The organism is Butyrivibrio sp. M55, from assembly GCF_900116865.1.
Lineage (GTDB): Bacteria > Bacillota > Clostridia > Lachnospirales > Lachnospiraceae > Butyrivibrio.
The window spans coordinates 1-13,789 of the sequence record NZ_FPCD01000009.1 but is presented as its reverse complement, the minus strand read 5'-3'; the positions used below and the strand labels follow the sequence as shown (position 1 = coordinate 13,789).

The 13,789-nt window shown below is 41.9% G+C and carries 11 protein-coding genes; 2 read left to right on the top strand and 9 right to left on the bottom strand.

Annotated elements, in window-relative coordinates; all coding sequences use genetic code 11:
• Positions 1-48 precede the first annotated feature (48 nt).
• A complete protein-coding gene (locus tag BM398_RS10730; RefSeq protein WP_092337671.1) occupies positions 49-1,476 on the top strand; it encodes a right-handed parallel beta-helix repeat-containing protein in 1,428 nt (475 codons plus the stop codon).
• A 66-nt stretch (positions 1,477-1,542) separates the two neighbouring features.
• On the opposite strand, the gene BM398_RS10725 is transcribed toward BM398_RS10730, so the two are convergent.
• The 8 genes from BM398_RS10725 to BM398_RS10690 all read right to left on the bottom strand — a co-directional run bounded on the left by BM398_RS10725 (position 1,543) and on the right by BM398_RS10690 (position 10,263).
• Positions 1,543-1,893 (bottom strand): PilZ domain-containing protein, encoded by a 351-nt coding sequence (locus tag BM398_RS10725; RefSeq protein WP_051199198.1) that lies wholly within the window; start codon positions 1,891-1,893, stop codon positions 1,543-1,545.
• 84 nt (positions 1,894-1,977) lie between these two features.
• Positions 1,978-2,742 carry a metallophosphoesterase gene (locus tag BM398_RS10720; RefSeq protein ID WP_092337670.1) on the bottom strand — a complete coding sequence of 255 codons (765 nt, stop codon included), beginning with the start codon at positions 2,740-2,742 and terminating at the stop codon, positions 1,978-1,980.
• Positions 2,743-2,748: 6 nt separating this feature from the next.
• Positions 2,749-3,810, bottom strand: a complete 1,062-nt coding sequence (gene queA, locus BM398_RS10715; protein WP_092337669.1) for a tRNA preQ1(34) S-adenosylmethionine ribosyltransferase-isomerase QueA — start codon at positions 3,808-3,810, stop codon at positions 2,749-2,751.
• A gap of 28 nt (positions 3,811-3,838) precedes the next feature.
• On the bottom strand, positions 3,839-5,338 hold the full coding sequence (locus tag BM398_RS10710; RefSeq protein WP_092337668.1) for an aminopeptidase: 1,500 nt from the start codon (positions 5,336-5,338) through the stop codon (positions 3,839-3,841).
• 29 nt (positions 5,339-5,367) lie between these two features.
• Positions 5,368-7,791, bottom strand: coding sequence for a phenylalanine--tRNA ligase subunit beta (gene pheT, locus BM398_RS10705; RefSeq protein ID WP_092337667.1), 2,424 nt, complete (start codon positions 7,789-7,791; stop codon positions 5,368-5,370).
• Between the two features lie 91 nt (positions 7,792-7,882).
• On the bottom strand, positions 7,883-8,905 hold the full coding sequence (gene pheS, locus BM398_RS10700; protein ID WP_330390580.1) for a phenylalanine--tRNA ligase subunit alpha: 1,023 nt from the start codon (positions 8,903-8,905) through the stop codon (positions 7,883-7,885).
• Between the two features lie 453 nt (positions 8,906-9,358).
• On the bottom strand, positions 9,359-9,610 hold the full coding sequence (locus BM398_RS10695; protein ID WP_092337747.1) for a GIY-YIG nuclease family protein: 252 nt from the start codon (positions 9,608-9,610) through the stop codon (positions 9,359-9,361).
• A 20-nt stretch (positions 9,611-9,630) separates the two neighbouring features.
• A complete protein-coding gene (locus BM398_RS10690; protein ID WP_092337666.1) occupies positions 9,631-10,263 on the bottom strand; it encodes a manganese efflux pump MntP in 633 nt (210 codons plus the stop codon).
• Between the two features lie 537 nt (positions 10,264-10,800).
• Here BM398_RS10690 and BM398_RS10685 point away from each other — a divergent pair.
• The gene (locus BM398_RS10685) at positions 10,801-11,688 is read left to right on the top strand and encodes a DegV family protein (RefSeq protein ID WP_092337665.1); all 888 of its coding nucleotides are present in this window, start codon (positions 10,801-10,803) and stop codon (positions 11,686-11,688) included.
• Positions 11,689-11,949: 261 nt separating this feature from the next.
• On the opposite strand, the gene BM398_RS10680 is transcribed toward BM398_RS10685, so the two are convergent.
• Positions 11,950-13,611: a putative bifunctional diguanylate cyclase/phosphodiesterase gene (locus tag BM398_RS10680; protein ID WP_092337664.1), complete on the bottom strand. Its 1,662-nt coding sequence runs from the start codon at positions 13,609-13,611 to the stop codon at positions 11,950-11,952.
• Between the last annotated feature and the right edge of the window lie 178 nt (positions 13,612-13,789).

Genomic DNA, 13,789 nt, shown 5'->3' with positions numbered 1-13,789 from the left:
CCACGCATGCAGTACAAAACATTATAATCAGGCAGAAAGGCAAACTTTATGAAAAAGAGAAATTCATTAGTTATACCATGCATTTTTAGTGCATTATTATTCACTGCAGCAACATCCGTTTTTTCCTTAAATATCAAAGCAGAAGGACAGTCATCCAATGTCATCGAGGTTAATAACGATGAAGAAAAAGCTATATCAAAAGCTCTTGAAAGCGCTCAAAGCGGAGATACGATCATAATTCACGCAGGTGAATATAAAGATCAGATTCGTATCACCACTTCCGATCTGACTATCAAAGCAGACGAAGGCGCCGTCCTTACAGAAGAAGGCATGGACCTTGAAGACAAATCCCTAAATTTATCCGACACAATGGTTTATATCGAAGCCGATGATGTATCAATAAGCGGTCTTGAAATAACAGGCCTTAAACACAGTAACAAAAAATCCGGCATCGTTCCGAAAGGAATCTATGTAGCACCCGGTTCCGACAATGTCAGCATAGTTAATTGCACGGTACACGACATGGGAATCGGAAAATATGATTCAAAGTTCAACAAAGATACCGACAGATATAATGCACACGGCATACTTGCGGAAGCTACACCGGATAATCCGATAACCAATCTCAAGATAAAAAAATGCACACTTTATAATCTCAAAGTGGGAAACAGCGAAACACTTGTAGTAAACGGAAATGTAGATAATTTCGAGATTTCAGGCAACTACATTTATAACTGCGACAACATCGGCATTGATGCGATCGGTTTCGAACAGACAAAAAAGGAAGATCCTGCTGAAACAGTCGAGCTTGATCGTGCCCGTAACGGAAGAATTTATGAGAACATCGTAAAGAACATTTCTTCAAAAGGAAATGTCACATATGAAGGCGATAAATGCGCTGCCGGAATATATGTTGACGGCGGACGAGGCATCAGAGTTTTCGATAACTATGTTTCAAACTGTGACATAGGAATCGAAGTTGCAACCGAGCATAAAGACAGAACTGTAACAGGTATAATAGTTACCAATAATACCCTTATCAAAAATGATGCCCTTGCAGGCATTGTTATCGGCGGCTCGGATATAGACGAAAACGGTTTTGCAGAAAGCTGCGTTTTCATGAATAACACAGTATATAATACCGAAAACAGTTGTGTAGCCATTCAGCTTGCCAAAGATCCCGATAATGTAATAAAAAACAACCTCTTTATAGCAGACCGCGATGCCGAGGTATACTACGAGGATGAAGAATCTTACGGTAAATTAGGTGAAGGTGTCGGAAACTCAATCGTCGACAATATGTTTAATCAGGATATTTCCGAAGATTATCCTAAGGTAATGAAAGAAAATAAAACATTTAAATTCAAGAATATCTCCGTTCCTTCCAAAGACACGAAGGATACCAATGTTGTTGTAACAGTTAAGTCTCCCGAAGCCATTAAGGGGTACGGCTCAACAGGTACACAGATTAAATAATCATGTCAAAGCATAAAAAGGCTCAATGCAGTACACAACTGCATTGAGCCTTAAAATCATATCCGATCAATTTTCGCCATTTTTTTCATTATATTCCTGAATAGTTGAATAAACATCAATACGCGCCTTCATATCTTCGGGCATTCCGACAAACATCGAACCATAGTGGAATGTATCTCCGTTCTTCGATGCTCTTACGATCTGAATGAATACGTGAAGGACTTCTTTTGTCCATATAGTAAGGTTAGCTTCGTAGTTAGCACCGATTGTAAGCTGCTTGTTTGTTGAGAATCCAACACCGTCCCTTGATGCATCGGTAATTGTGATCTCTACTGTTTCGAAGCTCTCACCGCCAATTTCCTTAAGAAGTATTTCGCCTGCCAAATCCAGTCTCTTGGTTCTTCTTCTATTATCCATTATAAAACCCCCGATAAAAAGTGTTACTATTATAATACCTTATTAGAAAAAAATAGCAACTACTTTACACTATTTCGGCCATTATTACTTCTCAAGTTCCGCAAAAGAAACTGTAAATTCTTCCAGATCGTCGAGTCGTAACATAATTCCGCCCTTTAGTTCTTTCTCATCAGGCTCGGCACATCCGCCGTCAATGTCTATAACGTTCTCTTCCCGATACGATGAAAGCGGGCGAGCACATTTATCATCTCCGAGATAAAAAGCTGGCACGTGACCGATGACAAATACCCACGGTTTGCATGCGATATAGTCATCAATGCTCTTATATATATCCTCCCTAAACGGCGAATACCAAACAATGTAACGCGCAACATCGGGATCAATATCTTTATAAGGTGTATCGATAATTTCTTTTACAAAAGCGGTATGTGTGAGGAAAAATGTAGTTCCGTTCACTTCAACTTTTGTTGAAACAGGACAGGAATTAAGCCATTTAAGAAGCTCTTTTCTCTCCTTCTTTCTAAGAAGCCTGTATCTGTGATAAGTTATGGCGCCGCCGTTCTGAAAAAGCCAGTTGATTTCTCTTCTTCCTTGGAATTTATTGAGATTGGGAGTGACACTTCCGTCTGAAGCAGCCACATGCAACATCATTGTCTCATGATTTCCCAAAAGGAAATGCATGTTATGAGCATTCATTACATGTCTTAATATCTTTATGCCGTCAGGTCCGCGGTCAATCGCATCTCCAAGCATATATAGTTTGTCAGCGCCCGAAAATTTTACTTTTTCGAGCAGTTTTAAAAATAATCTGTATTGACCGTGAAGATCTGATATTACGTAAGTTGCCACGCTGTCTTACTCCATCCTGTCAGTTATAAAGCATGCATCACCGAAGGAAAAGAATCTGTATCTTTCCTTTATTGCTTCTTCGTATGCCGCCAGAATATTCTCTCTTCCCGCAAGCGCTGCAACAAGCATTACAAGCGTAGACTCCGGAAGATGGAAATTGGTTATAAGGCAGTCAAGAACCTTGAACTTGTAGCCCGGATAAATAAATATCGATGTATCTCCGCTACACTCGGATAGTCTGCCGTTTTCGTCAGCTGCGCTCTCTATAGTCCTGCAGCTCGTAGTTCCGACACAGATAATTCTGTGCCCGTTTTCTTTTGCCCTGTTTATCTTCTCTGCTGCCTCTGCGGTAACCTGGTACCACTCGGTGTGCATGTGATGTTCCTTGACATTGGTCACCTTAACGGGTCTGAATGTTCCAAGTCCCACATGAAGAGTTACAAAGGCCATGTCTATGCCCTTATCGGAGATCTTTTTAAGAAGCTCATCCGTAAAATGAAGGCCCGCTGTCGGTGCTGCCGCGGAGCCTTCGTATTTGGCATAGATTGTCTGATACATGTTCTTATCTTTGAGTTTATGTGTGATATAAGGAGGAAGAGGCATCTCACCGAGTCTGTCGAGAACTTCTTCCCAGATTCCTTCATAGTAGAACTTAACGAGTCTGTTGCCGTCTTCCACTATATCAAGGATCTCTGCGGTAAGTATTCCTCCGCCAAAAGAAACTCTTGCACCGGGACGAAGTTTCTTGCCCGGTTTAACCAAGGTTTCCCAGATATCATTTTCTTTTCTCTTAAGAAGAAGGATCTCAACCGCCGCACCTGTTCCCTCCTTTTCGCCAAGGAGCCTTGCGGGTATAACCTTGGTGTTATTAAGAACAAGGCAGTCGCCGGGATCAAGATAATCAATGATATCACTGAATATCTTATGCTGCGTCTTTCCTGTCTCTTTGTCTATCACAAGGAGCCTGCACTCATCTCTTTTCTCAAGAGGATCCTGCGCTATGAGCTCCTGCGGCAGATCAAAGAAGTAATCTGCGGTTGATAATCCAATCTGTGTTGTTTCTGACATAATATCTTACTTTCTAAAAAGAACGTTTTTATTCATTGCAAAAATCCATGTTCTCAAGGAATGCGATATATCCTCTGAGAGACTCATAGAGATCTGCCTTACTGATCACTTCGCATGGTGAGTGCATGTTAAGAACGGCAACTCCCGAATCGATAACATTCATGCCATATTCTGCAAGAATATATGCGATAGTTCCGCCGCCACCTGCATCTACCTTACCAAGCTCTGCAGTCTGGAACAATACGTTCGCATCGTCATATACCTTTCTTACTGCTGCAATGTACTCTGCATTTGCATCGTTTGAAGCATATTTTCCTCTTGAACCCGTATACTTGTTAAACACAGGGCCAAAGCCAAGATATGCAGTATTCTTCTTCTCAAAAACAGAAGCATAGCAAGGATCAAATGCTGCACTTACATCAGATGAAAGCATACTTGAATTTGCAAGGCATCTTCTGAATACAAGTTCATCGTATTTTCCGTTTACAAGAGCAACAATCTCCGCAACGGCATTTTCAAAGAACCTTGACTTCATACCTGTAGCACCGGCACTGCCTATCTCTTCTTTATCAACGAGAATGCAGCATCCTGTTCTCTTAAGGTCTCCTGCCTCAAGAAGAGCTACTGCAGAAGGATATGCACATACTCTGTCATCGTGTCCGTAGCCAAGCACCATGGATCTGTCAAAACCTGCATCTCTGCTCTTTCCTGCAGGCACTATCTCAAGTTCTGCAGATAAGAAATCTTCTTCTTCGATTCCGTACAGATCGTATAAAAGTGCAACGATTCCTCTTCTTACAGCACCTGAGAGCTTGCCGGCCTCAGCTTTTTCTTCTTTCTCTGCCTTAACGGCGTACTGCTCGCCCTCTGTAAGCTTAGAATCATCTTTTTTATCTTCAGACTTCTCTTTTCCCTCGATAACAAAGGGTCTGTTTCCTATAACAAGATCAAGGGCTTCGCCTTCAATTACGCTTGAAGCCTTCTTGCCCATCTGCTCGCTTGCAAGATGAACGAGAATATCTGAAATGAAGAATACCGGATCGTCCTCATCTTCACCGACATTTAAGATAACTGTCGTACCGTCTTTTTTAGCCACAACTCCATGAAGAGCAAGGGGGATGGTCACGAACTGATACTTCTTGATACCGCCGTAATAATGGGTATCAAGATAAGCAAGTCCGTTATCCTCATACAAAGGATTCTGCTTAACATCGAGTCTCGGAGAATCAATGTGTGCTCCGAGGATGTTAAGTCCTTTTTCCAAAGGCTCAGAACCTATCTTAAACATAACGATGGATTTATTCATCCACACGGAATAAACCTTATCTCCCTTTTTAAGCTTGGTATTTTCCTTTACAAGCTTGTTAAGCTCTCTATAGCCCTCAGCCTCAATCTCATTTACGATCGTGTCGATTGCCTCGCGTTCAGTCTTGGAATTATCAAGGAACTTTTTGTACTTCTCTGCAAACTTATCACATTCCTTGAGCTGTGTACGGTTATAAGTTGTCCATACATTCTTCTTATTCATATTGTGTACCTCTTAAATAAATCTTTTTCTTATGAACGAAGTTCTATGCCAAGATCCTGTAAGCCCTTAAGTATTTTCTTCATTGCTGAATTGATCTCATCGTCTTCCATTGTCTTTTCTTTATCTCTGAACAAAAGAGAATAAGCCATAGACTTGAATCCCTCTTTGATCTGTGAACCTTCGTAAATGTCAAAGAGTGTTAATTCTTCAAGCTTCTTGCCGCCACGCTGACGGATCATCTTCTCGATATCACCCGCAAGAACGTTCTTTGGCACTACCATTGAGATGTCTCTTGTAACTGCAGGGAACTTGGCAATTCCTGTATATATTGTATCAAATTTAGCGTACTTAACAACCTCAGGCATATCGATCACGGCAACATAAACTCTTGTATCGATGTCATAGTTATCGCATACGGCAGGGTGAACTTCACCGAGATAACCGATAACTTCGCCGTCGTAAATGACATTTGCCTGTCTTCCGGGATGAAGGAATGACTTACCTGCGTTAGGGTCGTATTCAACCTTATCAAGCATGTTTACGCTGTCGAGAAGCTCTTCGATAACACCCTTCATGCTGTAGAAATCGCCATCTCCGTAAAATCCGAGTGTGAGCTGCATTCTCTCATCGGGAAGCTCTGTAAGAGGAAGGCTCTTTGCCACATAGATGTTACCCATTTCATAGAGGCGAACGTCCTTGTTTCTGCGGTTGTAGTTGGTTGCAAGGCTTGTAAGCATTCCGTTTAAGGAAATTGTTCTCATTATTGAGAAATCTTCTCCTAAAGGATTTGAAATCTTGATAGCCTTTCTTTCAACTGCGTCTTCGGGTAAAAGAAGCTTATCAAATACCTTGGGGCTCTCGAATGAATATGTATATCCCTGTGAGAATCCGCAGAACTGTGCTACTTCTCTTGCCTTCTTCTCAACTCTCATCTTGAATGAGATACCGCCTGTTGTAGCGCTTGTCTTGGGAAGAGTTGTAGGAATCTTGTCATATCCTGAGAATCTTGCAATCTCTTCTGCGATATCGCACATCTGGTTGAGGTCCTGACGGAAAGAAGGAATGATAACTTCATCAGTCTTCTTGTCATACTCAACTTCTTCTCTCTTAAGAATCTCTATCATCTCATCCTTGGAAATATCTGTTCCGAGGAGGTTGTTGATCTTATCGGCTTCAAGCGCAAATCTCTTTAAAGGCTTGATGGGAAGTCCTACCTGAACTACGCCGGGAACAACCTTACCACATCCAAGCTCGTTGATAAGCTGGCAAGCACGATTGATAGCATCAAGTGCATTTGCAGGATCAAGTCCTTTCTCAAAGAATCCTGAAGCGTCTGTACGAAGTCCGACTCTCTTAGCAGACTTTCTGATATTAGGTCCGTTAAATGTAGCAGCCTCGAAAAGAACTGTCTTAACATCGTCAGTGATCATGGAGTTCTCACCGCCCATGATACCTGCAAGTCCTACTTCCTTCTCAGCATCGCAGATCATAAGAACTTCGCTGTCGAGCTTTCTCTCCTGTCCGTCAAGAGTTACGAAAGTCTCGCCATCCTTAGCTCTTTTAACAACAATCTTGTTTCCTGCGATTGTAGAAAGATCGTATGCGTGCATAGGCTGACCGTATTCCATCATTACATAGTTTGTGATATCTACGAGGTTGTTGATAGGTCTGATTCCTACGCTTGAAAGTCTTCTCTGCATCCATTCGGGTGAAGGTGCGATCTTTATATCTGTAGCAACCCTTACGCAGTAATTTGTGCAAAGATCTGTATCCTTAATCTCAACGTCGATAAAATCCTTTACGTTTCCTTTTCCGTCTTCCTTAACCTTAACTACGGGAGCCTTGAAAGGAAGTTTGTATGTAGCGGCAGCTTCTCTTGCAAGACCGAGAATACTGTAGCAATCCACACGGTTAGATGTAACTTCAAATTCAAATACTGTGTCATGGAGCCCCAATACCTCAACGGCATCAGCGCCAACCTTTGTATCTTCAGGGAAGATATAAAGTCCGTCTTCGGGAGCCTCGGGATAAAAATCCTTTGTTGAGCCAAGTTCCTCGATTGAGCACATCATACCTGCACTCGGAACACCACGGAGCTTGCCTGCCTTGATCTTGATTCCCTCTGCGGGATTCGGGCTTCCGTCATGACCTCCGGCAACACGTCCACCGTCAAGAACAACGGGCACCTTATCGCCTTCCTTCATATTCTTTGCACCTGTAACGATCTGAATTGTCTCCTTGCCAATATCAACCTGGCAGATAACGAGCTTATCTGCATCGGGATGCTGCTCGATTGTCTTGATCTGGCCGACAACAATCTTATCAAGATTCTTATCAAGTGCTGTATATGTTTCAGTCTTTGTTCCGGAAAGTGTCATATCATCGAAGAATTCCTGATCGGTGCATGAAAGATCCGGCACATATGCTTTAATCCATGATTTTGATGAATTCATATTTTTTCTCCTATTTATGTAAAAAAGATAATCGATATATTTGTTGCTGCGCTGTTTTAGCGATATACGGATTGTTCCGCTTCGCCAGAGCTTAGAACTGGTTTAAAAACCTTATATCATTCTCATAAAGAAGGCGCATATCATCGATCTCATATTTCAAAAGTGCGATTCTCTCAAGTCCTACACCGAATGCAAAACCTGTGTACTCGTTAGGGTCGATTCCGCTCATCTCAAGAACGTGAGGATGTACCATTCCGCATCCGAGGATCTCGATCCAGCCCTCGCCCTTGCAGAAACGGCATCCCTTTCCGCCGCACTTAAAGCAGCTTACGTCCATCTCGGCAGAAGGCTCTGTGAACGGGAAGTGATGAGGTCTGAACTTTGTCTTTGTCTCAGGTCCGAAGAGCTGTTTTGCAAACTCTGCAAGAGTTCCCTTAAGATCTGCAAATGTAACGTTCTTGTCGATAACAAGTCCTTCAACCTGGTGGAATGAAGGTGAGTGTGTAGCATCAACTTCATCTGCACGGAATACTCTTCCGGGAGCGATCATCTTAATAGGGAGCTTGCCCTTTTCCATCTCATGCACCTGTGTTGAAGATGTCTGAGTTCTAAGGAGAAGGTCTCCGTTAATATAGAAAGTATCCTGCTCGTCCTTTGCGGGATGATCTGCGGGAATGTTAAGAGCTTCGAAGTTGTAATAATCCTTCTCAACTTCAGGTCCTTCAACCACTTCATATCCCATTCCGGTAAAGATTCTCTCTACCTCGTCAAGAGCAATTGTATTTGGATGACAGTGTCCAACTTTGTTCTTCTTTGCGGGAAGTGTTACGTCGATGACTTCAGCTTTGAGCTTGGCATCTCTAACGGCAGCTTCCATTTTGTTCTTGGTCTCTTCAAGAACTTTCTCGATTGCCTCTCTTGTCTCGTTTACAAGCTGACCAACTTTTGGTCTGTCCTCGGGAGCAACGTCCTTCATGCTCTTTAAGATGCTTGTAAGTTCACCCTTTTTACCAAGGAAGTTGACTCTGATCTCATTTAATTTCTCGAGTCCGTCAGATCCTTTTATCTGCTTCAGGGCTTCTTCACGGATTTTGTCCAGCTGTTCACTAATCATTTTTTTCCTCCTAATTGTAATATCTGGCTTCAGTATTGGGATATGTACTAAACTCGAAAGAACCTCGTTAAGTACATCCCCATGGCTCGCACTAAGCTCGACAATACCTCGCTAAGTGCTCTGCTCAAAATAATAAATCCCATGTGCTAAACCTTAACACATGGGACGAATTTATCGCGGTACCACCCAAGTTCCCGTCATATATAATTATGTACGGACACTCATTATATCTGTAACGTAGACAACACGGTCCAACCTACAAGCATACTAAACAGATAGCCTTCAGAAGGACTGCTCCGGTGCGAATGTTCCGTATATACCCGTAGTAGGAAGCTTACAGCCGATGACTTCCATTCTCTGAACCATGTAGCATAACATCTTGGGCGTAGCCCACACCTTCATAGCATTTATTCTTTATTCAACACCTTATTGTATTTGGCGATGGCGTATTTGTCAAGACTTGCTCATTTTAACAATAAGTTCCATCTTCTTCTCGCGCCTTAGCTGCTTAATATGCCACTCTCTGCTCATGGCTTCTTCCTTTGTATCAAACTCCTCGAAATACACGAGTTTAACGGGAAGCCTTGTCTTGGTATATTTGGCGCCCTTTCCGGCGTTATGATCTTTTATTCTCTTATCAAGATCATTTGTCCAGCCACAATATAAAGAGCCGTCGGCGCATTCAACAATATATGTATAATTCATCTCTATTTTCCCAAATGAATTCATCCAAAGAATATCTCAAGCCCTATTCCTATCAGAATAAGTCCGCCGATGATCTTCGCATTTCCCGCAAGCTTCGTTCCGAATTTAATTCCGAGCTTAAGTCCCGCGTAGCATACGATCCAGGTAACCGCGCCGATTATTGCAACGCATACAAGAACCATAAGAACGCCGTACTGTGAGATTGTAAATCCAACTGAAAGAGCATCAATCGATGTAGCTATGCCCTGGATCATAAGTGTTTTATTGGATAATGTCTTGGAAAAAGAGCCGTTTTCTTTATTAAGACACTCAGTTTCTTTACATGTATCGCAATTCTTTCCGCTGTAGCACTTTCTTTCGCGGCATCCCTCAATCAGCATCTTTCCACCTATGAATGCAAGTAAAAAGAGTGCTATCCACGGTATAAGCGCATTTAAGCCGTTAAATATATTTGCGGCATTGTGCACCAGAAACCATCCTATAAACGGCATAATAAACTGAAAAACCGCATACACGCCGGATATTTCCAGCCTCCTTTTTCTGTTCATTTTGGTGTCGGCAAATCCATTTGCCAGTGACACAGAAAAAGCGTCCATGGCGAGCCCTAGTCCCAACATAACGCTGTTTACAAAAAATAATATTGTATTTGCCATAATTATCTCCGACAGAATAGTATTTTTATATAATATCAAACCTAAGTCGTAGTAGCAACAATATAGGCAAAACATCTAAAGATAATGTTTCCTAAAAAACGCAAAAAAATTGAAGGCAAGCATCCATTAAACTAATGAACACTCGCCCTCATGTCTGGTTTTCCAATGGTCTGTCCTCTCTTTTTAATTTTATTTATATCAAATCACTTCCTGCAACGGCACCTCGACATCCCTCGGCACATGTGAAGCATCGCCACCCTAGCTGTGGATGTCAGCCGTTCCGATAACCATCCGTTCTCCTTTGGTGAAGCTTAAGCCACCTCAGATACTTAGGTTTTATCTCTTAAGTGATTGTAACTATAATATACCATCCTCCTATAGTTTTGTCAATCATCTTTTTATAATTGTTTTTATATTCAGACAATTCAAACAATTCCCATGAATTCGCATAAACAATTTGACCCTTAATTAATTTGATACAAAAAGGTTATTATTGTATGATATTAAAGTATTAATCACAGCAAAAAAGGGGACACTATGGGAGAATATATTATTAGCACTTGCTCCACTGCAGATCTTTCGCGTGAGCATTTTGATAAAAGAGACATTAAATACGTTTACTTTCACTTTGAAATAGACGGAAAAGATTATCCGGACGATCTCGGAGATTCAATTCCTTTCAAGAAATTCTACGAAATGATGGCTCAGGGCGCCATGACAAGAACATCTCAGGTAAGTATCGGAGAATATGTAGACTTCTTCGAGCCTTTCCTTAAGGAAGGTAAGGACATCCTTCATCTTGCACTCAGCTCGGGAATATCGGGAACATTCAATTCCGCATCCATCGCATGCGAGCAGTTAAAAGAAAAATATCCTGACCGCAAAATCTATGTAATTGATTCCATCGGTGCATCAGCAGGCCTCGGACTTTTGGCAGACAAGCTCGCAGATCTTCGTGATGAAGGAAAAGATATTGATACTCTCTATAACTGGGCTGAAGAGCACAAAAACAATGTTCAGAGCTGGTTCTTTGTTTCAGATCTTAAGTACCTTGTGAGAAACGGACGTGTTTCAAAAACCGCCGGCGCAATCGGAAATGTACTTAATATCTGCCCTCTTCTTAATATTGATAAAGAAGGACATCTTAGCGTAAAAGCAAAGGTAAGGGGAAAAAATGCCGTTATGAAAGCTCAGGTTAAGAAAATGGTTGAGCTTTGCGAGAACAGAGCAGATTACAGCGACAGCTGTTTCATCTCTCACTCTGATTGCCTTGGCGATGCACAAGCAGTAGCCAATATGATCGAAGCTCAGCTTCCCGGAACAAAGGGTAAGATTAAGATATTCGATATCGGAACAACTATCGGAAGTCATACAGGCCCGGGTACAGTCGCACTCTTCTTCTGGGGAGACACACGTGTTGAGTAAACCGGTCGTCTGTAAGGAATAAAAACTAAAGCATATGCAATTTTTGCTCAAGTTGTGCCAAACACTGCAATGAGCCCGAAGCAGTAATCGCGAATGCAAAGGCATTCACAATTACTTGGTCTCATTTCCGTGGCACAAAAAATCGCAAAATATTGCATATGCTTTATTTTTTATCCCTTACAGACCTCTTATACTCAGCGTTCAGGATTAAGTTTTTGTACGCTGAGCTTTTTTTATATTTTACATCTATTTTTATTCTATCTACTCTGAGTAATATTTCTTCTCTAATCTCTTCTCGAAGTCAGGCTTAGGCATTGGGTTGTCGTAGAGGAAGCCCTGGACGATGTGGCAGCCGACTTCTTTTAGGAGAGCGACCTGGTCTTCTCTTTCGACGCCTTCGGTGACAACGCCTATTCCTAGTTCATTTGCCATGGTGATTATGTTCTTTAGGACGATCTCATCGTTTTTATTGAGGTTATCGTTGCTTATAAAGGATCTGTCTATCTTTATTACTTTAACAGGGAAGTCTCTAAGTGTTGAAAGAGACGAATAGCCTGTTCCGAAATCATCTATGGCAGTGTTTATGCCCGCATCTCTTAGTTTGGACAAAAATCCCGTCATAAGAGACCTCTCATCTTCGCTCACGGTCTCCGTAACTTCAACTTCGATAAACTTCCTGTCAATTCCGCAAGCGTCTATCGCTTCAACAATCTCATCTACAATACGCTTATAACTTAGGTCGCGCCTTGAAAAATTGACCGAGATGGGAACAGCGGGTATTCCGCGGCTCTGCCAGTCTTTAATGAATTCGCAGGCTTTTTTGAGCACATAAATATCAAGCGAAGCGACCATTCCCTCCTGCTCAAGGATTGGAACAAACTCGGTAGGATACAGAACAATACCGTTACAGAACCACCTGGATAAAGCCTCCGCCCCTACAATCTCTCCTGTTACCGTATCGACCTTTGGCTGCAAATATATTCTGAATTCATCGCTTGCAAGTGCTTCTTCATATCTGTCTTCTATCTGCTTCTGCCTGTAAATACGCGTACTCATAGCCTTGTTTACAAACACGTACGGCTTACTTGCCACATTTTTGGCATAGTTGAGAGCCATCGCAGACCTCGACAAGAGCTGCCCCGGGTCTTTCAATGAATCATCGACGGCATATACACCACACACTGCTGCGATTTTTATCGGCTCCTCTTTGCCGTTTCTGACACCGTATACATCAACACCCGAAAGAAACTCCAGGAATTCTTTTGTCCTCTCCTTCTTAACAAGCGCAGCGTAATTGTCACCTCCAAGATGAGCCACTATCTCATCCTTTTGGAAAAAAGCTCTGAGCTTACGGGCATATCTTTTCATAATCTCATCGCCCTCGGCAATCCCGTAACGCCTGCTGTAAAGGCCAAAACTCTTTAAATTAAAATAAAAGGAATCATAAAGCATTATATCTCCGCTCTCGCAGAGTTTATTAGCGAACACGAAAAATCCTCCCGAATTGGGAAGACCTGTCAGATACTGCTTCAGCGAGCTCTCTCTGACAACTGTATTAAGAAGAAATCTCTCCATATGGAAAGAAAGAATATCTATAAGAACCGAAAAACTCTTGTACTCCTCATCATCCCAGTGTTTATCACCATAAAGATAAATGTTATAGGTGACAATCTTTTGCCCCGCCATCTTATTCTGAAAATAGTATGCCGGCGGCTCACCCTCAGGAACAGGGCCAAAAAGAGGAATAACGGTGTCAGGCTCACCTTCATGATCTGAGCCCTTCGCATAAGAAACTATAGAAACAATAGAACGTAAAGAATATTCCTTGGCTAGATCCGCAATAGCACTTGGCGATATTTCCGGGGTAATGGCTTCTTCCGAAAGTATCTGAACAAAGTTCTCAAAACTCTTTTCAAAATTCATATATGCCCGTCCTCATTGGTTTTCTTCAGTTTTATATAATACAATTTTAATAAAAAATTTATGTTTTTTCAATACAAATAGAGGCATAAAAAAGTGCCTGTGGCACTTCAACTCCCCTGCCCCTCACTCATGAGGGGTTGGGGTTGTTTTTTGCCTTAAATCTTCCATAATGGTTTTA